30 protein-coding genes and 5 pseudogenes are annotated in these 25,372 nt (G+C 33.4%); 10 read left to right on the top strand and 25 right to left on the bottom strand.

Going from position 1 to position 25,372, the window contains the following annotated elements:
- Window positions 1–222 precede the first annotated feature (222 nt).
- From CO726_RS06355 to CO726_RS06330, 6 genes are read left to right on the top strand one after another with little or no spacing between them, the layout of a single operon-like run.
- Window positions 223–363 carry a YrzI family small protein gene (locus tag CO726_RS06355; RefSeq protein ID WP_000156187.1) on the top strand — a complete coding sequence of 47 codons (141 nt, stop codon included), beginning with the start codon at window positions 223–225 and terminating at the stop codon, window positions 361–363.
- Window positions 364–390: 27 nt separating this feature from the next.
- The gene (locus CO726_RS06350; RefSeq protein ID WP_099683700.1) at window positions 391–534 is read left to right on the top strand and encodes a YrzI family small protein; all 144 of its coding nucleotides are present in this window, start codon (window positions 391–393) and stop codon (window positions 532–534) included.
- Between the two features lie 28 nt (window positions 535–562).
- Window positions 563–706, top strand: coding sequence for a YrzI family small protein (locus CO726_RS06345; RefSeq protein ID WP_000668972.1), 144 nt, complete (start codon window positions 563–565; stop codon window positions 704–706).
- Between the two features lie 26 nt (window positions 707–732).
- On the top strand, window positions 733–876 hold the full coding sequence (locus tag CO726_RS06340; protein ID WP_098759908.1) for a YrzI family small protein: 144 nt from the start codon (window positions 733–735) through the stop codon (window positions 874–876).
- A 25-nt stretch (window positions 877–901) separates the two neighbouring features.
- Complete coding sequence (locus CO726_RS06335; protein WP_099683699.1) at window positions 902–1,042, top strand: YrzI family small protein; 141 nt, start codon at window positions 902–904, stop codon at window positions 1,040–1,042.
- 25 nt (window positions 1,043–1,067) lie between these two features.
- Complete coding sequence (locus CO726_RS06330) at window positions 1,068–1,208, top strand: YrzI family small protein (RefSeq protein ID WP_098759910.1); 141 nt, start codon at window positions 1,068–1,070, stop codon at window positions 1,206–1,208.
- 239 nt (window positions 1,209–1,447) lie between these two features.
- Here CO726_RS06330 and CO726_RS06325 read toward each other — a convergent pair whose 3' ends face one another.
- Complete coding sequence (locus CO726_RS06325; protein WP_000837884.1) at window positions 1,448–2,533, bottom strand: AI-2E family transporter; 1,086 nt, start codon at window positions 2,531–2,533, stop codon at window positions 1,448–1,450.
- Window positions 2,534–2,682: 149 nt separating this feature from the next.
- On the opposite strand from CO726_RS06325, the gene CO726_RS06320 reads away from it, so the two are divergent.
- On the top strand, window positions 2,683–3,504 hold the full coding sequence (locus CO726_RS06320; RefSeq protein ID WP_099683698.1) for an HNH endonuclease: 822 nt from the start codon (window positions 2,683–2,685) through the stop codon (window positions 3,502–3,504).
- Window positions 3,505–3,732: 228 nt separating this feature from the next.
- On the opposite strand, the gene CO726_RS32220 is transcribed toward CO726_RS06320, so the two are convergent.
- The 21 genes and pseudogenes from CO726_RS32220 to CO726_RS06210 all read right to left on the bottom strand — a co-directional run bounded on the left by CO726_RS32220 (window position 3,733) and on the right by CO726_RS06210 (window position 17,764).
- Window positions 3,733–3,825, bottom strand: a complete 93-nt coding sequence (locus tag CO726_RS32220) for a putative holin-like toxin (RefSeq protein WP_088113308.1) — start codon at window positions 3,823–3,825, stop codon at window positions 3,733–3,735.
- Window positions 3,826–3,968: 143 nt separating this feature from the next.
- Window positions 3,969–4,472: pseudogene (locus tag CO726_RS06310) on the bottom strand (hypothetical protein); the annotation flags it as partial.
- A 21-nt stretch (window positions 4,473–4,493) separates the two neighbouring features.
- The gene (locus CO726_RS06305; RefSeq protein ID WP_099683697.1) at window positions 4,494–5,003 is read right to left on the bottom strand and encodes a ribonuclease FAU-1 family protein; all 510 of its coding nucleotides are present in this window, start codon (window positions 5,001–5,003) and stop codon (window positions 4,494–4,496) included.
- Between the two features lie 102 nt (window positions 5,004–5,105).
- A complete protein-coding gene (locus CO726_RS06300) occupies window positions 5,106–5,600 on the bottom strand; it encodes an NUDIX hydrolase (RefSeq protein ID WP_099683696.1) in 495 nt (164 codons plus the stop codon).
- Window positions 5,593–6,585 (bottom strand): hypothetical protein, encoded by a 993-nt coding sequence (locus CO726_RS06295; RefSeq protein WP_245916582.1) that lies wholly within the window; start codon window positions 6,583–6,585, stop codon window positions 5,593–5,595. The genes CO726_RS06300 and CO726_RS06295 overlap by 8 nt, the downstream gene beginning before the upstream one ends.
- Window positions 6,586–6,654: 69 nt before the next feature.
- Window positions 6,655–7,095: pseudogene (locus tag CO726_RS06290) on the bottom strand (tetratricopeptide repeat protein).
- Between the two features lie 90 nt (window positions 7,096–7,185).
- Window positions 7,186–7,875 (bottom strand): phosphopantothenoylcysteine decarboxylase domain-containing protein, encoded by a 690-nt coding sequence (locus tag CO726_RS06285; RefSeq protein ID WP_099683694.1) that lies wholly within the window; start codon window positions 7,873–7,875, stop codon window positions 7,186–7,188.
- Window positions 7,876–7,890: 15 nt separating this feature from the next.
- On the bottom strand, window positions 7,891–8,688 hold the full coding sequence (aacC, locus tag CO726_RS06280) for a BA2930 family N-acetyltransferase (RefSeq protein ID WP_136699418.1): 798 nt from the start codon (window positions 8,686–8,688) through the stop codon (window positions 7,891–7,893).
- 213 nt (window positions 8,689–8,901) lie between these two features.
- The gene (locus CO726_RS06275; RefSeq protein ID WP_099683693.1) at window positions 8,902–10,149 is read right to left on the bottom strand and encodes a glutathionylspermidine synthase family protein; all 1,248 of its coding nucleotides are present in this window, start codon (window positions 10,147–10,149) and stop codon (window positions 8,902–8,904) included.
- Between the two features lie 20 nt (window positions 10,150–10,169).
- Window positions 10,170–10,781: a hypothetical protein gene (locus tag CO726_RS06270; protein WP_099683692.1), complete on the bottom strand. Its 612-nt coding sequence runs from the start codon at window positions 10,779–10,781 to the stop codon at window positions 10,170–10,172.
- Window positions 10,782–10,893: 112 nt separating this feature from the next.
- Window positions 10,894–11,295, bottom strand: coding sequence for a GNAT family N-acetyltransferase (locus CO726_RS06260; protein ID WP_099683691.1), 402 nt, complete (start codon window positions 11,293–11,295; stop codon window positions 10,894–10,896).
- A gap of 56 nt (window positions 11,296–11,351) precedes the next feature.
- Window positions 11,352–12,290, bottom strand: a complete 939-nt coding sequence (locus tag CO726_RS06255; RefSeq protein ID WP_099683690.1) for a DMT family transporter — start codon at window positions 12,288–12,290, stop codon at window positions 11,352–11,354.
- A gap of 69 nt (window positions 12,291–12,359) precedes the next feature.
- Window positions 12,360–12,881, bottom strand: a complete 522-nt coding sequence (locus tag CO726_RS06250; RefSeq protein ID WP_099683689.1) for a DinB family protein — start codon at window positions 12,879–12,881, stop codon at window positions 12,360–12,362.
- Window positions 12,882–12,896: 15 nt separating this feature from the next.
- Window positions 12,897–13,397, bottom strand: coding sequence for a GNAT family N-acetyltransferase (locus CO726_RS06245; protein ID WP_099683688.1), 501 nt, complete (start codon window positions 13,395–13,397; stop codon window positions 12,897–12,899).
- 34 nt (window positions 13,398–13,431) lie between these two features.
- Window positions 13,432–13,977, bottom strand: coding sequence for a GNAT family N-acetyltransferase (locus CO726_RS06240; RefSeq protein WP_099683687.1), 546 nt, complete (start codon window positions 13,975–13,977; stop codon window positions 13,432–13,434).
- A 15-nt stretch (window positions 13,978–13,992) separates the two neighbouring features.
- Window positions 13,993–14,694, bottom strand: a complete 702-nt coding sequence (locus tag CO726_RS06235) for a nucleotidyltransferase domain-containing protein (RefSeq protein ID WP_099683686.1) — start codon at window positions 14,692–14,694, stop codon at window positions 13,993–13,995.
- Window positions 14,695–14,710: 16 nt separating this feature from the next.
- Window positions 14,711–15,394 carry a DNA alkylation repair protein gene (locus tag CO726_RS06230; RefSeq protein ID WP_099683685.1) on the bottom strand — a complete coding sequence of 228 codons (684 nt, stop codon included), beginning with the start codon at window positions 15,392–15,394 and terminating at the stop codon, window positions 14,711–14,713.
- Window positions 15,395–15,617: 223 nt separating this feature from the next.
- Window positions 15,618–15,791 (bottom strand): annotated as a pseudogene (locus tag CO726_RS06225) (cysteine synthase); the annotation flags it as partial.
- Window positions 15,792–15,948: 157 nt separating this feature from the next.
- Window positions 15,949–16,158 (bottom strand): annotated as a pseudogene (locus tag CO726_RS06220) (cysteine synthase family protein); the annotation flags it as partial.
- Window positions 16,159–16,347: 189 nt separating this feature from the next.
- Window positions 16,348–16,737 (bottom strand): VOC family protein, encoded by a 390-nt coding sequence (locus tag CO726_RS06215; RefSeq protein ID WP_099683683.1) that lies wholly within the window; start codon window positions 16,735–16,737, stop codon window positions 16,348–16,350.
- 202 nt (window positions 16,738–16,939) lie between these two features.
- Window positions 16,940–17,764 carry an MBL fold metallo-hydrolase gene (locus CO726_RS06210; RefSeq protein ID WP_099683682.1) on the bottom strand — a complete coding sequence of 275 codons (825 nt, stop codon included), beginning with the start codon at window positions 17,762–17,764 and terminating at the stop codon, window positions 16,940–16,942.
- Window positions 17,765–17,988: 224 nt separating this feature from the next.
- Between CO726_RS06210 and CO726_RS06205 the strand changes: the two genes are divergently transcribed.
- The 3 genes and pseudogenes from CO726_RS06205 to CO726_RS06195 all read left to right on the top strand — a co-directional run bounded on the left by CO726_RS06205 (window position 17,989) and on the right by CO726_RS06195 (window position 19,863).
- On the top strand, window positions 17,989–18,816 hold the full coding sequence (locus tag CO726_RS06205) for a peptidoglycan-N-acetylglucosamine deacetylase (RefSeq protein WP_099683681.1): 828 nt from the start codon (window positions 17,989–17,991) through the stop codon (window positions 18,814–18,816).
- Between the two features lie 78 nt (window positions 18,817–18,894).
- A pseudogene (locus tag CO726_RS33130) lies at window positions 18,895–19,079 on the top strand (DUF3841 domain-containing protein); the annotation flags it as partial.
- 112 nt (window positions 19,080–19,191) lie between these two features.
- Window positions 19,192–19,863, top strand: a complete 672-nt coding sequence (locus CO726_RS06195) for a TerC family protein (protein WP_099683680.1) — start codon at window positions 19,192–19,194, stop codon at window positions 19,861–19,863.
- A 58-nt stretch (window positions 19,864–19,921) separates the two neighbouring features.
- On the opposite strand, the gene ltaS is transcribed toward CO726_RS06195, so the two are convergent.
- The 3 genes from ltaS to CO726_RS06175 form a co-directional block, all read right to left on the bottom strand.
- The gene (ltaS, locus tag CO726_RS06190; RefSeq protein ID WP_099683679.1) at window positions 19,922–21,895 is read right to left on the bottom strand and encodes a lipoteichoic acid synthase; all 1,974 of its coding nucleotides are present in this window, start codon (window positions 21,893–21,895) and stop codon (window positions 19,922–19,924) included.
- Window positions 21,896–22,411: 516 nt separating this feature from the next.
- Window positions 22,412–24,037: an ABC-F family ATP-binding cassette domain-containing protein gene (locus CO726_RS06180; RefSeq protein ID WP_099683678.1), complete on the bottom strand. Its 1,626-nt coding sequence runs from the start codon at window positions 24,035–24,037 to the stop codon at window positions 22,412–22,414.
- 377 nt (window positions 24,038–24,414) lie between these two features.
- A complete protein-coding gene (locus CO726_RS06175; protein ID WP_099683677.1) occupies window positions 24,415–25,263 on the bottom strand; it encodes a P-loop NTPase family protein in 849 nt (282 codons plus the stop codon).
- Between the last annotated feature and the right edge of the window lie 109 nt (window positions 25,264–25,372).

Here is a 25,372-nt window from a genome sequence, read left to right as displayed (position 1 = left end):
TACACCTGTGTTTTCTGGACAATTAAATATGAATTCGACCACCCTAATGGAGAATTGAAAATCGTACTTTATTTCTATTAATTCTTAAATTCGCCACAGGAGGTCGTATACTTTCCTGTGGCTTTTTCACGCCTGGCCATAGGAGAACTATATCTTCCTGTGGCTTTTTTGTGCGATTTTTTAGTCTCTTACATTATTTTTTAAAGAAAGGAGCAACATTCGATGACTATTAGCGTATTGTTTTTAAGTATTACGATTCAAAGAAATACAATTTCCAAAGATGAATTTCTTCATAATGAGCAAATTGAAAAAGCTATGAATGATGTTAAGGAGCGCCAAGCGCTTTATTGTGATCACCTGTAATTCCTTTTTGAAAGGAGGAATTCATTTATGACTTTTCATATTTTCTTTTTTACAACTATACTTCAGAAAAACACTTTATCTGAAGTTGAAATCATTCGTAAAAAACAATTAAAACAACTGACTGATAAAATGACTGACATTAAAAGTTCATACTATACGCATATGTATTAAAAATATAGTTTAAAGGAGCAATACCTTCATGAAATTTAAAGCATTCTTTTTAACTATCACGATTCAAAAACGTAAGCTTTCTCAAAACGAAATTTTACGTGAGCAACACATTCAATCCATTATGGACGAAGTGAAAGAGCGCCAAGCTTCTTATTACAGTCGTCTTTTCTAAATAACTTTTAAAGGGGCAATACCTTCATGAAATTTAAAGCATTCTTTTTAACAATCACCATTCAAAAACGTAAACTTTCTCAGAAAGAGATTTTGCGTGAACAACATATTCAAACTATTATGGACGAAGTAAAAGAGCGCCAAGCCTCTTATTACAACCGTCTTTTCTAAATAACTTTTAAAGGAGAAAAAACTAATGAAATTTAAAGTATTCTTTTTAACAATCACGATTAAGAAAACTAAGTTCTCAGACAGTGAAGTTTTGCATGATCATCAAATTAATAAAGCTATGGAAGATGTAAAAGTGCGTCAAAGTCACTACTGTAGCCATCTATAATTCCTTTCGAAAGGAGGAATGTATCATGAAGTTTCACCTTTTCTTTTTAACAATTACAATCCAGAAAGAAATCTTTTCTGAAGATGAATTAAAACAAGAACAACAATACAAAAAGATTATGGACGAAATTCGAGATCGTAGAAGCATATACTACACTCACCTATAATCCTTTAAAAATATAAAACTTGAAAGGAGTCGATTATGATGTTGATAGCACGTTGTAAGGAAATGATTTGGATAGTTCAGAGGGATTCCACATAGTTTTATTGAGGCTATATCATACAAGTTTACCGTTACATTTGATACGTAATAAATATAGTAAAATTGTATTCATACACTTTTTAACATTGATTAACAAACAAAAGATACACCACTTAAAAAGCGGTGTATCTTTCTGAACATATACTATTTTCGATTACTTCGTTTCGTCTTAAACAGTCTCACTAAGTTCGATACAACTGTTTTTGTTACTGCGTAAACCGGAACTGCTAAGATCATTCCGATAATTCCGGCAAAGTTACCTACCCCTAAAATTAAAATTATAATTGTTAACGGGTGGATATTTAATTTTGAACTCATAATACGCGGTGAAATGATGTTACTTTCAAACTGCTGTACAATTGTTACGATAATAATTACGTACAACGCTTGCATCGGAGATACGAACAGACCTACAATAACAGCTGGTGCTGCACCGATAAATGGACCTAAGTTAGGAATGATATTTGTAAATGCTGCTATAATTCCTAAAACGAAAGCGTACGGTAAGTCGATAATTAAATAACCGATAAAAGTAAAAGCACCTACAAATATACAAACGAGCGCTTGCCCTTGAATATATGCAGATAACGTTTCGTTCGTTTCCTTAATGATACGAAGTCCTTCTTCACGGTAAGACTCAGGTAATAGACTAACTGCTTTCCCTGGAAACGCATGTCCATCTTTAAACATATAAAATAAAATGAACGGTACTGTGAAGATAACTAATGCCACGTTCGTGATAATACCAAATAAAGCCGTTGCACTCGACGTAATTGTGTTTGGTATATCCTTTAAGTATTCAATCGCATTTTTCTCAATTGTTTCAATGGAAACATAATTTTGTGTAGATAACCATTCAAACAATCTATGATGGGATAAATCTTGTATGTATAGTTTTCCCTCTTTTATATAACCTGGCATATTTTTTACTAAATCCATTAGCTGTTGTGAGATCGTTGGAACAACTACCCCAACTCCAACCGCAGTTAATGTTATGATAAAAAGATATAACAGCAAAATCGCTAAATTTCTAGGTACTTTTTTATCCTCCAAAAAGACTAATACCGGATTAAATATGAAGTATAAAAAAAGCGCGATTAAGATTGGGAAAAACAACGTTGATATGAAGATACCAATAGGTTGAAATAGAAACGATATTTTTGTGCAAATAAATATGATCGCTACAACCATTAGCACTTCTAATGTCCAAAAGTGCACTTTCGATTTCAAAAAAACGTCCTCCTTTAAACTAGCACTTCTCTTCATTGTACCAAAATAAGCAAGAATTTTACATAATATTTTCCTTTACAATATTCCAAAATACCAATAAATACACTACAATGAGATTACATACAAATTTGCAGGTAAAGGTGATAAAAATGACACAATGCATCATTTGCAGAAAAGATACGAAAGAACTTAGTGAACAATATGTCATCCCAGAAATATTATGTGGATATTATTTCACAAACTCAATTTGTGATACTTGTCATGAACAAATGACAACAAATATTGATCGCCCCTTAATTCGGCATAAATTAAGTCAATTTAAGATTGAGCAAATGAAAAAACAGATTGACTCCCCACTCTATACGAATGAGCATGGTGAGGAACTTGCGGCCGCTGAGACAGATGTTGTTGAAGTAAGTGATGAAATACTTTATTCCAATGCATTAATTATGAAACTATGTAAAAAGCACGATATTTCACTACATAATGAAATTTGGAAGGAAGAACGTGTAACGAAAGTAGCCAGCTCTATTCAACGTGAATTACTTTTAGATAACCGTAAGTATAAAATGAGTGTATTAAAAATGGCTTATACTTTCGCTGTACAAGCAGTCGATAGCTATTTTGAAGATCCAGATGCGATTGATATTTCTAACATTCTATCAAATGCGGACTTCATGGAATTAAAAGAAAAGAATATTGTTCGCGATTTAAGCAAAAGTTCTTTATGGAATACATTAAATACAAATAGCGAAAACCATTACTTTATTTTATTAAGTGATAAAGATGGCCTGTTCTGTTTCATTCGTCTATTTGATATTTTTGACGTTGTCGTTCATTTATCAGAAAAGAGATATGAACTTCCATCACCAATTGTCGGCGTAAATAATGTAAATAAGCAAGAATTTTACGTCCAAACTTTAAAACAGTATATGGACGGGCTCTTTAGAGAAAAAGCACCTTCTATTTAATCGGAAACAGAACATACGGTCTCCTTTCTTGATGAAAAGACACTGTGTTATAATAAGTATGAAAAGAACAATACAATCACATAAACTAATTATAAATTGTATATAAATAAAAAAGACTAGTGTGCGGCTACACACCAGTCCACGTAACTTAGCAGATTGGATTGTTCATTTATCCTATTTGTTTCTTACAAACAAAACAACCCACATTCTATTGGCATAGGTGGGTTGTTATTTTTTGAGTTTGTCTATTAAAACGACGACGAACGTTAACAATGCAATGAGAAACAGTCCACCTTGCAGTAACAACGCTATTTCACTCACTTATTATCACCCCCCTCCTACTCGGAGAAGTGATAATTGAACAACCAACCGTACCTTAAGTTACTATTTAATTTTACCATATTTTCTAATAGTTTACGATGAAAACCCGTAAGTGAAATACTTGCGGGTTTTTTTATTTCTCATTATTTTTTTAGTACATATGCATCAGCTATCATTTCACCAACAATTTTATTTTCTTGTTGTTTATTCAAAAAGTATTTTTTATGGTTCTTAATCCACTGTAACCAATAAGAAAACTCACATGCCAAATGCATTTGATGCGATTTAATAAGGCTATTAGGACAAAGTACTGGGAACTCAACAACTAGAATTATTTACATCTTAATATATGTATATTTAAATTTATATTGAACTCCATCAATAATAGTACCGTCTTTCATACGTGCAACACCTGTTGATTGGTATTGATAACACTTATTTCTATGTGTTTTCAATACCGTTTCGTCACTAAAAACAATAAAAAATGGAACTAGGAGTGGAGAATTACCAGTAGTTTCGATAACTTCTAATTCATTTTCCCCAAAGGGTCTTAGTACATAGTGATCCGGACAAGCCGATAAATTCACTTGATTATTTTCATGTGATTGTTCAAGCATAAAACTATCAGTTCCATTAATCACGTATTCTATTTTCAAATCGATTACACTTTATTTTAGCCGCACCATTTCTGTCTCTACAATCATTTGAGGAAGCGCCTTTTGAATGATTCTCTCTAATACATAAAGAGCTTCATTCACATAGCCACCCTCAAAACCCTCTAAAGGCTCAGGTAACTCATCTTCATCTAAAATAAAATATTCTCCGCTTGGAAGTATCAAAATATCAATAATTAAGTCTTCAAATGAAACTAGTTCGTCTGTTATTTGCGTATTTTTTACAATATTAAAATAAGAGCCTAAATACATTCCTTCCTTATCTCTCCATATGTATAAATTGTACGGACGATCTTCCCAGTAGTATGCAATGGTGTAACTTCCTTTTGGGATTGTTAAACTTGCACTATGTACAGTCATTGTAAATGAATACTGAACCTCATGAAATAACACGACACTTTGCAACTGCTTTTCAAGTAATAAGCAAGTGTGATCTACTATTGTCGAGTCGTACCGGATTTTTCTTTCTACAATTTCACTTTTAGGTGTTAGTAATTTATTCATTCTTTGTTTCCCCTTATGCTATTTCTAATCTTAATTATATCTGTTTATATAGTGATAAAGAAGTGTTTGGTCCCAATTAAACAATAAAAACTCCCTCTTATTTTAGAAGGAGTTTTTCACAGTCCATGTTTCATATTTTTTTACTTCTAATGGAAGCTCATTTGTTTTCAGCCACTCTAATGCGCTACATACAAGCGGAGATGAATTGTCTTCTGTAATGCTTTCTATAGGAATCCATCTAGCTCCTAATGAATCTTGTTCTTCAAATTGTTCCGGTACTACGAATTCACCTTCGCACCTTTCAACACCATAGAAAACTGCGATATGATGTACATGTGTGTACTCCTTAAAATTTAATGGAAATTGAAAATCCATTGTACCTATTTGTTTTACTACCGTTACATTTAACCCAGTCTCCTCTTTAATCTCTCTACGAAGTCCAGCTATTAATGATTCCCCATCTTCTAAACTACCACCAGGTAGATCATACCGCTTTCTATATGGACCCTTAATTTTATCGATTACTAATATGTTATTGTTTTCGATATAAATGCCGTACACACCAAACGCACGATGAAAATTAGTAGCATTATTCATGATTCAATTTCTCCGTTACCACATCATAAAATTTCTGCTCCTCATCAACATTTAATTGAACACGACTTACTGTTTTAGAAAATCCATATAACAACTGAGCTTTCATTGGCTCTTTTAGTATTATTTCAAATGTTGGAGGTTCCTTTATAAATTCCATTACAGTTGCGTCAAGAACCTCTTTCTTTTTCTTTAAAAGACCTCCTTTATAAAACGTAATTTTATCAATTTGTGTAAATGGTATAATGATTTTCTTTCCTAATCCAATTTGAATAATTACTTTTTCTTCCGCAACAATAATTGGATTTTTACGCATTGCTTGTATTTCAGCTAAAAAATAAAACATTGCATATACGTTTAAAATAAGTAAGATCCATGCTACAACTGGATTCCATTGATGAAGCAAATAATGAAAACCGATACTTTCTATTAAGGTCGCATGGATCATCATGATATATACACCTATTGCACCAGTCTTTTTGTGATAAGAGTATACGGATTCACCTTCTGGCACTTTTTCACGCCACGATAAAAATGCATAATAGATTAACTTACACTCTGTTACAATGACATCTACTAATTTATTTCTTTTCATAGTAGCGTCAAACGCAGCATCAATCGCATAAGAAAATGAAAAATACTCTCTTTTATATTCTTTATATCTTTTTACTATGTTAGGAAGCATTCTAACAATTTTATACAAAAGGAATAACTCTAAGCATACAAATGCAATTTCTCCCGCAATTATAATATAAGAAATATATGAAAAAGCTTGTAAATAGTCACTTGGAATAATAAACTTTGCAAATATATAACCTGCTATTACAACAGGAAATATATATGTTAATGAGTATCTTTTTCGAATAATTAAGAAATACGTGATGACCGGAATTACAAACATACAATCTAACAAAGAACCAAACACTACTTCTTTCGGAGCATCTGACACAATTGGAAGGGCATACAATAAATAGTTTGATAACAAGATTAAAGATATTAGTCCAAACCAAATACCTTTTCGCCTTCGCGATAGTACGACATTCCTACGTTCACTCCTTTATTTAAAAACCTCGTTTAAATGGTCTTTATAAAAAATTATTTAACTCCGTCTACTTTTACAACTGTTTCAAGTAATAATTTCATTGCAGATTCATGTTCGTTTACATTATATTTTGCTATTGATAAAAACACTTTCATCACGTCATTCTCCGGGAACTTTTGTAACCCTGCTTCTAAAATAGTAATTGCTTTGTCATACTCACCTATACAACGATATGTACTGCCAAGACCAATATAATCACCACAAAGCGATTCACCTTCAAGCCCCATTTGCAATTGCCTGTTCATAATACGGCTCAGCCTCTGTTTCAAGTTCCATTACATCATGTATCCAGACACATTGATAAAGTACTTCTGCATCCCTTGTAAAGTTTGTTAATCCAATGAGTATCTCTTTAAACTGCGCATATTTCTTTTCGTTCCGGAGTTTAATATTCACTCCTCACCAATTATTCTCTGGCTTCACATTCAATTAAAGTCTCGCTCATTTATATACTATGCGGATTCATTCTTATATAAAAACTAAATTTTACAAAGTAGTAATACGATTACATAATACCTCTAACCTTTTAACAATTTCTTTTGCTGTTTCATCTTTCCCATTACATAACTTCCCTGTACCATCTTGTCCAATTACGTAGTGTACAGCTCCGCGCGAATATAAAGAATGTGGTGAATTTGCAATCATTACACTCGCCTTCGCTTCTTCCATTCTATTTTTCGCTCTTTCAAACAGTTCTTCTTCATTTACATCGCTTTCAAGTTTAAAGCCAACGAGTACCGTTTCTGGATCCCACTCTTTTATTTGTTTTAATACTTTCGGTGCCTTTTGAAAATGTATAATTGGCGCTATATCACTTGAGATTTTTCCATTCATATCAAGAACATTACCCTCTTGATCACAAATCTTGTCCACAATCCAATCAGATCCAGCCGCTGCCATAATAACCGCATCGACTTTTTCATGCGTAATGATACTTTTCATTTTATCTTGTAAATCAACAATTCCTTCAAATGGGTGTAATTCCAATTGATTATTTATATCGTTCGGTTTTTCAGCGAAATAACCGTGTAAATATATAACATGTGCCCCTTTATTTATAAGCTCTTCGGCGATTATTCTCCCAATTGTTCCTTTTGCCATATTTGTATGTCCGCGTACTTGATCCCACTTTTCTAAACAACCACCGCTTGTAATTAATACCTTTTTCCCCTTCATTGTAACCATCCCTTACTAATTTTTCTTACGAAACCATTCTGTTCCAAAGTCAACTATATCACGTTGTTTCATAAGGCGACACGTTGCGTTTCCTATTTTCCCATTTGTTACAGTTCCCTTTTGCTCAAACTCTACACCGATTTCAACAAACTTATCAGAATCGTAATCCATATCAACAAACTCTTTCCAAACTCTTTCACCATTTTCAATAATAGGTGCTCCTACTTTTATTAACTCACATGCACCAGAACGTACTTCAGATAAATGTACAGAAGTATTGGAATCATATCCAACACCAATTAATAATATGGACCCATCTAAATCATATATTTTTCTTAATGGAGATTCCTCTCCTAAACTCATCGATAGTGACTGCTTCATCGTTATTTCTTCTGCATGTTTTCCCCATGCAGCGAAACTTCCTAATGGATGGTTGCTACGTACTACATTCGGATATGTACGAAAACATCCAACTACTTTTCCCATTGCCCTTGTTGGTGTTATATGTGGCTCAAACGCTGGGACATTATCTCGAATAATTTGCCACCATTCTTCAGGTACAGGCGGTCTTGACCAATGTTTCGGATCAGATAAATCCGAAGATTGAGTTGGCATAATAATTGTTCCCTCTTCCGTAATCACTTTCATTAATGCCTCTACTACCGCAACTGCTCCGCCAGATACCCAGCCAATAGAACTTAACGAAGAATGTACAATAACCGTCATTCCTTTTTCTAATCCTAATTTTCTTAAATCATTTGTAATTGTTTTGATTGTATTCGGCAATGGTGTACTTGCCACTATATCATTCATTTTCACGATTGTTCCCCCATTTTTTTAAACTACTACATACATATATTATCATATTTTTCTTAATTTTTAACTTAATCATTTTTATCAACACATTAAATGGTAATATATTGATTTTATATAACAAAAGAAGAACAATGAAGGCGTTACATTAAAACAATAAAAACACTATATAAACGAAAGAACCCATCAAAAAAGATGAGCTCTTTGTTTCATTTATCCTTCAATCGTAACCCCTGTAAACATCGATAAGTTTCCTGTTATTTTCTCACCTATACGTAAAAATAACCCTGCTGCTCTCCCGCTAATACAGTGTGAACCAACTAATAGTTTACCAGTATACGGACCGTCCCATGTGTCAATTGTATAGTCAGGCATTTCTATGTATTGTTGATATATTTTACGCTGTTCAAAGTAATACGCTGTTTTATCTTCAGCTAATAGTTCATTATTTTCGAATATAGATACCCCTCCGCCTTCACGGCCGTATAAAGGTTTAGAAACATATGATTCATTTCTTTCTATAAAAGGTTTATTTGTAAAATATGTTGGCAGGAAGTAGTTCTGAATGGTTCCTCGCTCTTCTTCCTCAAAGAAAACTTCATCTTCGTAAAGTTGCCAAATTAATGCAAGTACACTTTTATTTTGCATAAGAAAAGCTGCCGGTGGATTTATAATTTTCACTCTTCCTTGCGCTATATGATCTAAAAACTGAAGTCCAATTCTTTTTCCATTTTTATCGGCATCTGAAACTAAATATTCAATTGGATATAGTCTATATAAATAATGGATTCGTTCACCATTTGGCGTATATAGACCATCATCTGCAACGACAATATCTTGTACACCTATATAATCCGTTGATTGATCTAAACAATAGCTTCTTAAAAATTCAACTGTTTGATGGTCTTCATCGTGCCAATCATAACTAGTAAAATATATTGTCTCTATAGGACTTATATTATAGTCATGTTTAATTTGTTCCCATGCCTGCACAATATGCTCTTCTATATGATTGGGATGATTTACATCGTGATAACGGCACAACACTTCATTTGCGACTGATGGCTCTAAATAACCTGTCGGTGTATCACAATTTACTTCTATTAACTTTATATCTTCACCATTTACGATAAAGTCAAATCTTGTAAAATATGAAAACAAACCAGTATGTTTCATTCTCGCAATTTCCCACGTTTCAGCTGGCAATCCTAGTGTTTGAAAATCTTCTGTCGAATTTACAATATATTGATACGTTCTATATAACACATGCATAATTTCTTCTGTCGCTTTTGAAATAGCAGTATAAGTATTTACCGGCATACGATACATACCCGTTGCCATATATTGATTCCATTCTTCATTTTCTAATAGACTCGGCCATGTAAAACCATTCCGACCAGCCTCTTCCGCAAGTGAAAACCATACTTTCATATACTCTTTCTGCTCTTGTTCTGTATACATGATCCTATTATCCTTTCGTGTTATGATCCGGCTGGAGCTTTTGCATTCCCAATTCCACTAGTACCAGAATTCACTTTCGGCGTTTGTGTCGTAGATGATTTCGGTGTATTTGTATCTGGTGTCACTTTATTTGAGGAATTTGGCTGTTGTTTATTTAAATCCACTTTATTGGAAGCATTATTATTGTTACTATTAGTTCCTCCGTAATATCCTCCACCACCGCTGCCACCAGTTTTACTTTGGTCTTTTTCACGATATGGAACAATATTATTTGCATACGGTTTCTTCATTATATTTGGTTTTGCTGTATAATTCATATTTGAAGTTCTGCTTGCTAATAAATATCCTGCGACGAATGGAAGTATTGGTAAATGTGAATTTTCATTATACGATGAAAATGATGGATTAATTTCCTTGCATAACTCATCATTTTCTACATTTTCATTAGTAGGAGTTTTATCGTCACAATTTAATGTTTCTTGTTCATTCCCTTGTTTTCCACCATCTGTTTTAACAGCAGTACTTTCTTTCTGTGCAGTTTCTTCTTCATAATCACCACAGCCTGTTAATAAAAAAGATGACACCCCTATTGAAGTAGCGATTTTTATAAATTTACTTTTATCCATTCTCATGTGTTACACACCTAATTTCTATTATCTATATTTTTCCAGATACCTTTATTATATAATGTAAATATCATTTTTTTCAAACTAAACACAATATGTACATTTGCATATTTTCATACTATTTTTCCAAATAACAATGAAACCTTTCAATCCCCAGATATTTTTCTCCTAAACTTTTAACCTGAAAACCAATTTCCTTATAAAATTCTACTGCCTCATCGTCTGTCTCTGCCTCGAGATAAGTCAATTGATGTATTCTTAATACTTCCTTTATCATTTGCAACGCAATTCCTTTATGACGGTATTGCGGAACGACTGCTATGTGGCATATTCTCGCTTTATTTTCTCCGATTATTTCAATACCTATGCAAGCCTTTTCTTCATATCTATGCAAAATCCCTTTATTCCTTTCATAAAATAAAACTGCTTTCTTTTTGCTAGTTTCACTTGGGCCGACTGCATACAGTAGTACATTTAAAATGGGATCTTTCTCAATTTGTTCAACGTGTTGCAAATTCATCTCTTCATTCCTTTCTATGAAAAAAGATTAGCTCTTTATATAAAGAACTAATCTCATCACGCAGTTATTTTTTCTTCTTTCTTCACAACGACCGCTACATAACTATGTAGTATCATTCCGATAATAACGAGACTCATACCAATCCAAGATAAAGATGACGGAATTGAAGCAGATAGCAAGATGAGTTCTCCTACTAGAGCAAATAAAACTTCACCGGACTGTGTTGCTTCCACTGTTGCTAGTTTTTGAGGATCATCTTTTACAAGATCTGTCGCAAAGAAGAATAATACCGTTGCGATTAAACCAGAACTAACTGCTACAATAAAACATTGGAACACTTGACTACTTGACGGTAGCCCGCCTGTTAATACTTCATAACCAGATAGTAAAAACCAAAATGGTAGGCTTGCTAATGTCATACCGAGAACTCGCTGGAATACATCTAGTTCCCCATTACAAACTTGCATCATTTTTCGATTTCCAAGAGGATAGGCAAACGCTGCAATAAGTACTGGAACGACACATAAAACGGTTTCACGAATTCCTAATGAAGAAGCATGTTCTACTTGCATAAGTACAACACCACATAAAATAATACCCGACATAACTAATTCCTTCATAGGAAGTTTTTTATGTAATGGATCTACAGCAAAAAATGGTGTTAACAAAATCCCTGCAACAATCGTAATTTGCCATGTTGATGCAACGAGCCAACCAGGTCCAAAAGCCCCAGCAAAACTAAGTGGTGCATAGAAGAGACCAAATCCAACAATGCTCCATACTAACCATTCTCTCGGATTGTTTTTCATATATTGAAAGAGTTGCTTTAAGTTTCCTCTATACATGACAATAAGTAAAAGCATTGGAACCATAAAATAATACCGTAATGATGCACTCCAAATCCAGCTTCCACCTTCTAAGTCCATCGCCCGGTTTAAAACGAAGGTAAAGGCAAAGAAAAATGATGCCAATATCCCTACTGCAATAGCTTTCATTATAAAACTCCTTGTTTAGTTTGTTCTTATACTATACAACAAATTCAATATAATTAAAATTCGAAATCTTTAACACGTATGTATTCTAGCTCTATATTGTTTCCTTAAATGACTAATATGAGCTTGATGGTACCGATTATGATCAGCCATATGCCATATCCCCCACCTTATAGTCGCATTTTCTCCCTTTTCGTAAAAAACTTCTCGTGTTAAATCATTTTCTGTTAGTTTCATACATTCCTCATAAAACATAAGTTGCACAGCTTCATAATCTTGCATTAATTGTTGCAATGTCTGTTTTCTTAAACTTGGCAGTTCCCCTACTTCATTTAACATAGGTCCATATATATTATCAAGTGCCAGTGGAACTGCTTCTCCTTTTAAGCGGTACACCCAATGTAAATCGACAACTGCTAAATGTTGAAGTAGTTGTCCGATACTATTTCCATTATTTTCTGACCCTTTAAAAGACAGTTCTTTCTCATCAGTACCTTCTACTAACTTTTGCAATCGATTAAATGTATTAGCAACTGTCGCATATAGAATTGCTACTTGCGGGTTCATATTTTTTTCTAAATGGAGATCTTTCATAATAAACTCCCTCTTTTAAAGGAATAAAACCATATGTTCATCATCACTATACACACCATTCATCTTTATAGCTCTCTTTTCAATCCCATACGTTTTAAAGCCCATTGATTCATACAACCTTTTTGCTGGCTCGTTTGTGGATACAACACCTAAAGTCAATTGTTCCAAGTTCATTTCTCTTGCTCTTTCAATTGCCTTACGTATTAATTCACGTGCAAGGCCACTTCTTCGATTGCTTGCATCTACATACATCGCAACAATATGCCCTTTATGTTTATATGCCTCTTTTTCTTCTGTTAGTAAAGTGACAACTCCAACTAATTGATGCCCCTCATTAAAAGCACCAAATGTACAGCTTGTAGTAGCTGTTAAATTACTTTCCACTCGCTTAATTGGATTTTCCTGACGAATCGCCTCTTCATAAGTTGTTACAAATGCCTCCGGGTTTACTTGTAATGCTTGTAAACGTAAGTCCCAATATTTTTTTGCATCTTCTTTCATAAGTAATCGAATCATATTTCTCCAGCCCCTTTATGTTAACATAATATTTTTATAAACTACTATTTAAAGAGTCGTATTCTTCTCTTAACATACTATAACGATAACAATGAATGAACTTCCCTTGACGTAATCGATCATTTCTCATTAACCCTTCACAAACAAAACTAGCCTTTTCATAACTCTTTCTAGCTTGAAAATTATCTTCATCTACACGTAGCCAAACTTTTTCTAATTCAAATTCATAGAACGCTAGATGTAACATACTATATAAAGCCGCTATCCCATATCCTTTACCCCAGTATTCTTTATCACCAATCGCGATTCCCAGTTCTGCATTTTTATTTGTTTTATCAAAGTTTTTAAGATCTACCCATCCAATATGTATGCCGTGCTCTGTAGTGATAGCTCTTTGTTCATAGCCATTTTTCCGATTTATACATGCTTCAATCCATTTTTTCGTTTCTTCACGAGTAAACGGTGGATATTGATCTGGTACAACTAAATGTTTTGTTACTTTTGTATCTAATGACCATTGATATCGATCTTCTACATCATCTAGTGTCAGTTCTCTTAAATGAACGAATGGTACATTCATTGTGCTATCCCCTTTTTATTTTCCTATAGAAAACCCTTCGAACATTCTTCCTCCATACTGTTCTAGCGTTTTTTCTGCAAAAGTAATTAATTTTCTTTTCTCTCCCGTTGTATAAAAATGATCAAACGCCGCTACAAATTGTTCTGCGTATTGTTCATCATATCTTCTAAGTACCCTTATAAACCATTTTGAATTTCCAAGCCATTTACCATTTACTCTTAATACATATTCATGTAATAAATCAGCTAATAAATTCGCGATAAATAATTCTTCTTCTCTTTTTGTTGCCCCAATAAAATCATCCAAAGTATCCGTAATAAAATATCGCTTCTGCTTCATCATTTCTTCGGTCCATTTAGCTGGTCCTTTATTTAGTAAATCATTTGCTTCTCTTTTTAATTCCTCAACAATTTCATTCTCACCTTTTAATACAATCCCCTCTGAAACTAATTGTGGTAACGAAGGTCTCCCGCGATCACAATCCATTTTAAAAAAGGTTTTATAAGTTTCAAAATTATGTACAAAAACTTCAACAGGCCATCCATTACTATAGAAAGATTCTCGATAACAAGACGTTAAACTTTGATCAACTATTACAATGTCCAGATCAGATGTTTTTGTCGCTTCTCCTCTTGCAACGCTTCCTCCAAGTAAAGCTACATCACAATTCGGAAATTGTGATGTAATTATGCTTTGTGCCGCTTCCATTGGTTTCATAACCGTTCCCCTTTTCTTATTTCACTCTCTTTTTTTCAGCTCTTTCTCTCGCTTTTTTTATATACGACTCTGCGTCTGGTGTCTTGCATGACGTTGCCCCGTGATCAACCTGTACTTTTCCAATTTCATGTGCAATGTCAATCGCTTTTCTCTCTAAGTCTTCATTACGAATCCCTATCGCAATTAAAGCACTATTCATCGCTTCTTTTTTTCTATTTTTTTCATGATGTATATTTTCTTTAATCTCTTCTAGATATGGAGGGAAGAAATCATCATGTAACGTTTTATTTTTAATCGCTATATTTGCTAATAAAGACCAGCCTGCTCTTCCAATCCATTCATCTTCAGACTTTGTCCATTCTTCCATTCTTTCTATCGCAATTGGCGACGTACAAATAGCGGTCATCAAAACGTCCATTAAACAATAATAATTAACTTCCTGCACCCATTTATTTAGCTGTTCTGTCGTAACTTTCTTTGAATCTACAATCATCGTTGCTAAAGTCATTGCATCCATATTTTTTGTTTCCCATAATAAAATTGCTAAATCATGATCTTTTTTTATCTTCTTTTTTAACAATTTTAAATTGGCAAAACTAACTCCGAATAGTGGCTCTTTCGCTCCGTGATTTTTATACGTTTTACGATTTTGTTCTGTTCCATATTCCTCTAGTTGCTGCATTACTTCATCAAGTAACATATGCCCACCTCTTTATCTTTTATGTTGACTTCATATATGTATGTACGATATATTCTACATTACTTTTTGGTTTTCCTATATGTATTTTTAAAATACGGTATGTGAAATTTTAAATTTGCTGCAGATAACTAAAACAACCATGAAAAACCTGTACATTTTACATACACAGGTTTTTCATTTCATCAATTTCACATAGTGTGAGAAATTGAATATGAAAGAACATTTATTTGTTTGATTTTCTCTTTATTTTTTGTAGACTCTTTACATCTGACCACTCTTCTATAGACCCTGCGTCCGGAAAAACTGTAACTACATTAAAATTCGCACCTTTTTCTTTTCCTATTTGTTTAGCAGCTAATAAATTCGCTGCCGCAGAAGTTCCTATTTTCATACCAGTTTCATTATAAAGTGAAACTTTAATCAGTGGGGGGTTTGTTCATCCCCCACTGATTATTAGTTGAACCAATCGGACTTTTACGGACAGTTGATCCCCCACCTAACTTCTTTGCTTCCGCTGAATTTTGAGGTGGGGGTCTTACTGCCGTTAAAGCGGGATAAAAACGTGCCATTTCATACAAGGTCTCTTCATATGAATAAGTCCATTGTTTTTCTATCAAATTGTCTTCCTGTTCTATAAAATGCTGTTTCCTTCCTAAGCCCAACCCACCTGATCCAGCATATTTCTTTAAATCATTTGGTGGTTGTTCGGAACCATAAGGCAATTCAGCAGGCATTACTAAATGTAACTCAACATTTTTAGCAAACTCATCAAAATACTTTAATGTCATACTTCTCTACCTCCTTCATAAATCATATATATTGCATTTATTTTTAGCAAAAATACTATCTACTTTTTAATAACTCCCTTAACTAAATCTTCTTATATAAAAATCCCTACAAATGCTGTAGGGATTTTTGACTAAATCATTTTGTTACATACGAATAGGGCTTTTTTATTCAAATGCATTCATAAGCACAATTCTCCAACCATCTGGATCCTCTATTGTGGTCCCTTTCTCTATCCAATACGGATTTTCTGGTTCCACCTCATGATAGCCCATATTACTTAATCGATTCACTATTTTTTCAATTTCATCTTTATTAGGCATATAAAAAACTAGTAAATTATCTTTTGTCGGTGCCGGACATGGACTTCCATTAACATACGTTGTAAACTCCAAATGATACTCGGCATCCGGTAATCCAAACATAACCCCATCATATCCTTCATGATTGTGAAATTCTCCTATACGCTTCAATCCTAACCCCGTCTCATAAAAACTTATAACTTCTTCAAATTTATCTGTTGGTCTTGCAATTCTAAATTGAACCCAATTCTTCATGCAAATCTCCTCCTTTTCATTTTCCAAAGCTTTATAATAACCATTGTATATTACATATATTTCCTTTAACATCCCTCATTAGTGTGAGAACTGCCTAAGTTAAAAGACCTATTAGTTTATAAATAGTAGGACTTTAGTATTAAATTCATCCAAAATTAATTATATAAATATCGAAATAAAATAAATATTTCTTCCTTATATTTTATTTCGTATGAAAAAGTTCTCCTTGCAGGGCCTTTATATACCGTTCAGCAGATCTTTGTACAACCTTATTTGCATCTTCCACCACACCCTGAAATGCATTATATAGCCGACTAAATTGGATAGTTTTCACTTTCTCTGCTATATCTCTAACTTTATTCGCTGGTAATGGGATGAGATTTGGATAACTATACATAAAACTTACCCATTTTTGATCGGAAACTACTTGTATAATATCACCTGATAACAAAATTCCTTTCCCTTCGTTACCGTCTTTCCAATGCATAACAGTCCCGCCCTTAAAATGGCCTCCTAAACGATGCAATGTAAGTTCTTCTGATAATATCAAATGTTCCCCAGACCAAAAACTAATTTGTTTACTCGGGCGAACTACCCACTCTTTATCATCTTCATGAATATAAATAGGTACATTGAATGTTTCCGCCCATTTTACTTGTGTAGAGTAATAATGTGGATGAGAAAGTGCTATTGCTTGAATACCACCTAAATCATATATACTCTGAATCGTTTTATCATCTATATAACTAATACAATCCCACATAACATTTAGAGCTTTACTTTGTATTAAAAATGCTGTTTGTCCAATTGCAAATTTAGGTTTTGTAGTAATGCTATACAAACCACTTTCTTCTTTTATTATTTGATTTTTGTATAAATTGCTATTTTTCATAGTTTCTAATGTTGTCCATGACTGCCCAAATGGACTAACATATTGCCTTTCCTCATTACAAATTTTACAACGAGAAGGTGCTTCTTCATTTTCGGGATACTGTACTCCACATGTAGTGCAAATATAATTAACCATATTCCCACTCCCTTTTTGAATTTAATTGTTTCTATACCAATATTTTAATAGAAAACAAAAATATTCGAATCAATAATTAGAACGAAAATGAAGTGATACGAAAGTATGAAATCTTGCATACTTTTGACCAAACTTTTTTACTCTTGTAAAAAAGTTTTTTTGCATTTACCTACCTATAATTGCTAATATAGTAGAGTAGAACTTTTATAGAGAGAAGGAAAATTATGCACAATGGAATTCGAATGACAACTTTAGTAAAAAGGGCTATGTTGATTTGCGCGGGGGTATTATTTACATACGAAGCGACTTTAGGATCAGCACATACTGCTCTAGCAAGTACAGAGGATGAAGCAAAATCTGTTCAACTTGTAAGCGAAATTCAAACATCTCTTGCTCCGAAAGAAGCTCCAAAACAATATAATGGGCAAGTTAGAAAAGTAGCTTACTTAACATTTGATGACGGTCCTGGAAAATATACAGCTGAGCTTTTAGATATGTTAAAGAAAGAAAATGCAAAAGCAACATTTTTCCTAATTGGTTCAAACGTAAAAGCATTCCCTGATCTTGTAAAGCGTGAAGATGCTGAAGGCCACTACGTTGGGATGCACAGTATGACTCATAACTACAAGAAACTTTACACAGAGGGTCATTACGTAGATGAGATGAAAGAAGATCAAGGCTTAATCGCTGGCGTTCTAGGTAAATCACCAGTATTAACTCGTCCTTCTTACGGGTCAATGCCAGGATTAAATGAAGCTCTTCGCAACAAAGTTGTCGAAAATGGGTTAAAAGTTTGGGATTGGACAATTGATTCTTTAGACTGGAAATATAACAAAATGCCTGTTGATGCTGCATCAGCTAAAATTGTGGAAAACGTTCTAAATGGTGCTAACAAACCGACAGAAGTTATTCTTATGCATGATATTCACCCGCAATCCGTTAAAGCAGTACCTGGAATTATTAAAGGACTGAAAGAAAAAGGATATGAATTAGAAAGTTATAGTGAGAACGAACATTTCCCATTAAACTTCTGGCACGATAATCGTATGTAATGAAAAAGACTTGATTTCCTTTAGCAGGGAATCAAGTCTTTTTATCGTTTTGGGAATTACTCCTCGTATATTCGACTCAAAATCCCCCTTTCCTTCGTAAAAAAGTACGGCGTTTTCATGCTAAGGAAGATAAATCTATTAATAACATCAGAAGTAATAACTGGGATAATAGAAAAGAAAACCGTATTAAAAAGATGAATCGAAAATTAAGAAAAAGAATCGAAAAGCAAAAAAGATTGCAAAAGCGACTTATACATAATTAAAACATATATATCAAAATACAGTAAGAAATTATGGATTGAATATACAAATTCAATCCTGTTTTTTATATTATCAACACTTTAGCACATATTACTCTTAAGGAGTGATATGTGTATGGATTTTCTTTCAGCTGAATATTTGTCAGCTTTGCTTGCCATTATTGTAATTGATTTAGTTTTAGCGGGTGATAATGCCATTGTAATTGGATTAGCAGCAAGGCGATTACCGAAAGATCAACAAAAGAAAGTTATTATATGGGGAACTATCGGGGCAATCGTGATTAGAGCCCTCGCTACCTTAGTTGTTGTTTGGTTATTAAAAATACCTGGATTACTTCTAATTGGTGGTGTACTCCTTATATGGATTGCTTACAAATTAATTGCTGAAGGCAAAGATCACGATATTAAAGCTGAAGAAGGTTTTTGGTCTGCTATTAAAACCATTATTATAGCTGATGCGTTAATGGGTATTGATAATGTACTTGCTGTTGCTGGCGCTGCGCATGGCAATTTTTCTTTAGTAATCATCGGACTATTGGTTTCAATTCCAGTGGTAGTTTGGGGGAGTACATTAATTTTAAAATGGGTCGACCGGTATCCTATCATTATTACAATTGGAGCAGCTGTTCTAGCTTATACTGCCGCGAAAATGATTGTAGATGAAAAATGGTTCGCTGGATTTTTCGAAAGTAACCCTTTTATAAAATGGACATTCATCATTATTGTCATTGCCGGTGTAGTATTCTTTGGAAAGATGAAACAAAAGACTAAAGATGTTTCTATTTAATAACTTCGCTCTATTTACAAACAAAAGCGCTACTCATATGAGTAGCGCTTTTTAATATTTATTTCGTTTCTCCGTCTTCAGTCGTCTTTACCTTCGTTTTATTTTTATCACGATGGTTATAATTGTACTTCGAACGATCTACCGGTGTAAATCCTTCCGGTGTGTAGAATCGTAATAAGTCACCATTTACGACTTGGTCAGAGTATTTTAGTGATTTTTGAACCATTTGTTCATTTTGTTTTATTTCATCTGTAAATTCTACTGGTTTTCCAGTCATTGTATCATAGTATTTGCCGTTCAGTGCAGTAACTGTTGGACTTACGTAGTTACCGTTTCGGAATGGAACAACTTGTTTATGCTCTGGTGATAATAAATCTGATCCGAATTGGACATAATTTTTCGTATCTGTACCTAGTAAGTGTAATAACGTTGGCAGAACGTCAATTTCACCGCCGTATTGATGTTGGACGCCGCCTTTCACTCCTGGTACACGAACGATTAACGGTACACGTTGTAACTGTGCGTTTTCAAATGAGTTCATTTCTTTACCCATTACTTGTGACATTGCTGCATTATGATTATCTGAAATACCATAATGATCACCGTACATAACGATAATTGAGTTATCGTATAAACCAGATTGTTTCAAGTAATCGATGAAACCTTTTACAGATTCATCTAAATAACGTGCTGTTTGGAAATACGTATCTACAGATGAGTCACCTGTGTTCGCTGGTTCAATTGTCGCTGCCGCTTTATCAATCGGATAAGGGAAGTGGTTCGATAACGTTATGAATTTCGTATAGAACGGTTGTTTCAATGTTTCTAATAACGGAATGGATTCATTAAAGAACGGTTTATCTTTTAAGCCATAGTTTACTACATCTTTTTCGTTCATATCGTAGTATGACGCATCAAAGAATTTATTGAAACCAAACGATTTATAAATATCATCACGGTTCCAGAACGTTTTGTAGTTACCGTGGAACACTGCTGATGTGTATCCTTGTTGCCCTAAAATAGCTGGTGCTGATTGATACGTATTATGAGATTTCGTTGTAAATACAGAACCTTGTGGTAAACCAAACATTGAATTCTCTAGCATAAACTCCGCATCAGATGTTTTCCCTTGCCCTGTTTGATGGAAGAAGTTATCAAAGTAAAGCGTATTCGTATCTTTTGTAAATGAGTTTAAGAACGGTGTAACTTCTTGACCATTTAATTTATAATCGATTAAGAAGTTTTGGAATGACTCTAAATGAATATAGATTACGTTCATTCCCTTTCCTTTACCGAAATACTCAGGATTTGGACTTGCATAAGTTGATGTTAAATAGTTTCTTACTTCTGTCATATTATCTCCATCAGCTAATGCACGTTCTGTTGATGCTTTCGCACTTTGAATTCCATCATAAATTGTGTAGTTATACGCCCCTAAATATTTCACAATATAATTTCGGTCAAATGTTCTTGTTAATAATTCAGGACGGTCGGATTCTGCAAGTCCTAAGTTAACACTGAATAATAAAATACCTGCTACAAATACTAAAGATAATTTATGTTTCGCAACACGAATTGGTTTTGGATTTGCAAATTTCGTTGCTACTAACACAATTAAAATAATTGTATCTAAGAAGTATAGCGGATCATAAAGATGTAACAACGCAACGATACTACCACCTAAATCTCCAAAGTTATTCGTTTGTGTTAATGTCGGGAACGTAATAAAGTCACTGAAAAAGCGATAGTATACGACGTTTGCGTATAAAAGAATCGACAATAACAAGTTGATAACAATTAACCAAATATAAGATCGTTTCCCTTTTGCAAATAATGCAAGCCCTAAAAATAGAACTGCTGAACTAAGCGGGTTGAAAAACAGCAAGAATTTTTGGATTGTGTTTGAAATTCCCAAATTAAATTCTGTTACATAAGCTGCATATGTTTTGAGCCAAAATAAAATAACGGCAAACAGAAAGAATCCAAAATGATTGCTTAGCACACTTTTGCTCTTTAATAAGAATTGTTTCATTTCTCCACCTCTTTTGATCATCCAAGGCTTATTTTTTTATAAGTCTGTCTCTCTATTCAATTTTTTATCTTCAAATAGATTTTATTTATTTAACTATATGAAGAATACTAGTAATTATAATTTGAAGCTAGTATTTATTCAACTATTTCTTTCTAGACATTTTGACCTTGGTTTCTATTTAACAAAATAAATTTGTAACATTTCCTGTTTTCTCCCAAGATTCATCCACTAATTATGACATCACATACTATAAACCTTTATTCACTGCTTCGCAAATAAATATGTCTCCAGTTCTGGAACATTAATGTAATATAATAAAATTCACAATAGATAGCACTTGTTTTTTCGGTGTATATTAAATTCCTTCCTGTATTTCAAGTTTATTCATGATGCAGCCATTTCTCTATATGCAACATCAAAAGGTCTTTCCTCCTCTAAAGTTATTTTTGTATAATTATTCACAATTTATAAAAAAAACCTCACTCTCGTTATGAGAGTGAGGTTTTTCATCATTTATTATTGACCTTTGTACATTGCATCTACTTGTTTTTGAAGTTCTTCATTTTCTAAGAACTCATCATAAGTAGCCTCTTTATCGATTACACCGTTTGGCGTTACTTCGATAATGCGGTTTGCAATTGTTTGTACGAACTGATGGTCATGAGATGTGAATAACATTGTACCTTTGAATGCAATTAAACCGTTGTTTAATGCTGTAATAGACTCAAGGTCTAAATGGTTCGTTGGGTCGTCAAGTGTGATTACATTCGCACCACTTAACATCATTTTAGATAACATACAACGAACTTTTTCGCCTCCAGATAATACAGAAACGTTCTTCTTAACTTCTTCACCTGAGAATAACATACGGCCTAAGAAACCACGTAAGAAGCTTTCTGACTCATCTTGTGGAGAGAATTGGCGTAACCATTCAACTAGGTTAAGATTACTGTTTTCAAAGTACTTAGAGTTATCTCTTGGGAAGTAAGATTGAGAAGTTGTAACGCCCCATTTGAATGAACCGCTATCTGGCTCCATTTCACCCATAAGAATTTTAAATAATGTTGTCATCGCAATATCGTTACGACCGATAAATGCAACTTTATCACCTTTATTTAAAGTGAAGTACACATTATCTAACACTTTTTCGCCATCAATTGTTTTAGAAAGACCTTCAACAGTTAATAAGTCATTTCCTACTTCACGCTCAGGTGTGAAGCCAACGAATGGGTAACGACGTGATGATGGTCTAATATCATCTAATGTAATTTTATCTAATAATTTTTTACGAGAAGTTGCTTGTTTCGCTTTAGATGCGTTTGAGCTAAAGCGCGCAATGAAGTTTTGTAACTCTTTAACTTTCTCTTCTTTTTTCTTATTAGCATCTTGTGTTAATTTTAAAGCTAATTGGCTTGACTCATACCAGAAGTCATAGTTACCAACATAAAGTTGAATTTTACCGAAATCAAGATCAGCCATGTGCGTACATACTTTATTTAAGAAGTGACGGTCATGGGATACAACGATTACTGTATTTTCAAAGTTCATTAAGAAGTTCTCTAACCATTGAATCGCTTTTAAGTCCAAGTGGTTGGTAGGCTCATCTAGTAATAGAATGTCAGGTTTACCGAATAAAGCTTGAGCAAGTAATACTTTTACTTTCTCTGCCCCAGTTAATTCTGACAATTTCTTATCATGAAGATCTTCACCAATACCAAGTCCTTTTAATAAGATTGCAGCTTCTGACTCAGCTTCCCAACCGTTAAGCTCAGCGAACTCACCTTCAAGTTCAGCAGCACGCATACCATCTTCATCACTAAAGTCTTCTTTCATGTAAATGGCATTTTTCTCTTGCATTACTTTGTAAAGTTGCGTGTGGCCCATAATTACTGTTTCTAATACTGGGAACTCTTCATATTCGAAGTGGTTCTGTTTTAATACTGCTAGACGCTCACCTGGCGTAATATGTATGTCACCTGTTGATGGTTCAATTTCTCCAGATAAAATCTTTAGAAATGTTGATTTACCAGCACCGTTTGCTCCGATTAAACCGTAGCAGTTACCTGGCGTGAATTTTATGTTAACATCTTCAAACAATTTGCGATCCGCGAAACGCAAACTAACGTTACTTACTGTAATCATTTGTGTCCTCCTACTAATACCGCTTATTTCAGCGTTTTCTCACCGATTGTCTTAAAAAATCGTATATTACGACTCAATTATTGTAGACTATAGCTATTATATAGTAGAAGCTGGATGAATAGCAACGATTGATTGCTATTCCTTTCTTTCCAAACTCGAATAAAATCTTTGTTTTTAATTATGTCAAAGTTACATACACACTTTAAGTAGGGGGTATTTTGAAGAAAATATTTATAATTGGAGTATTATGTTTATCAATTGAAATAACACAATAATTTGTATGCATTTCGCATTATAAATAGCAAACTAAAACGCTCAAAAAATATTCTGAGCGTTTTTATTTCCTTCTTCAACTAAAGCATCAGTTGTGTAAAAAGCTATTTCACCATTTGTATTGTTAACTTATCTTTTAACATTGATCTATATGAGTCAATTTCATATTTTGTATTATTGATTTTTTCTTTTTTCATTTTTAACATATCGAATATTTCTAACTCTAAATTCCTTCTAGCTTCAAGAACTTTTATCGCTCCTTCTACACCTGAATGGTTATGTTCTTTCCCATAGCCTTGGTTCGTGTAATAATCGACAATTCCTGTGGACCATTCTGGAGTTCTTTCTTTTAATGCCTTCCTAAATGAAAATTCAAGATTATCTTGTTCTACATACAACAACATTGGATTTAAATTCTCTATGATTTTTGCAACTTTCATTACATAATTTATTATTTTTTCTTTTTGTTCACCATATTTAATCATCCCAATCGTTAATGGATTTTGTATGAAACAACATTCAAAGATATAAACCTTATTGTCTTCTAGAGCAATTTCAGCAAAGTTATGCCATTTGTCAGCAATTAATTCAACATTTTTATCGAATGGTAATTCATATATATCGTTTTTAAAAATATCATTAAATAATTCGTCCGAAAACTGGTCACCAAACTCATTTTTTATCTTTCTATATGGTAATAAATAATTGCTTCCTTTTTTTAGAACTCTTTTAAGAAGCACTTCTTTAAAATCTCCACTGTAAGATACTAATCTATCGAATTCAAATTTATTAAAACAAGATACACCATCATAGTCGGCTGGATGGTTCAAATTTCCCTCTAAAAATAGTTCAACTTCAATTTTATTTTGGCTTAGAATTTCATTTATTAGCTTTGCAGTGGTTGATTTTCCAAATCCAGGTAAACCTTCTACTATTATTAGTTTTGTATTCATAGTTTTAAATCCCTTCCTTCAAAGTATTTAACCAAGAATAAAAAAATCACTTACTCCACTGCAATCACCCCTTCAAAATATGATATTCACCATTTCCTTTGAAAAATCA

The organism is Bacillus fungorum (assembly GCF_002746455.1).
Lineage (GTDB): Bacteria > Bacillota > Bacilli > Bacillales > Bacillaceae_G > Bacillus_A > Bacillus_A fungorum.
The sequence above is the reverse complement of the archived record's forward strand: the minus strand, read 5'-3'. Positions and strand labels throughout refer to the sequence as shown.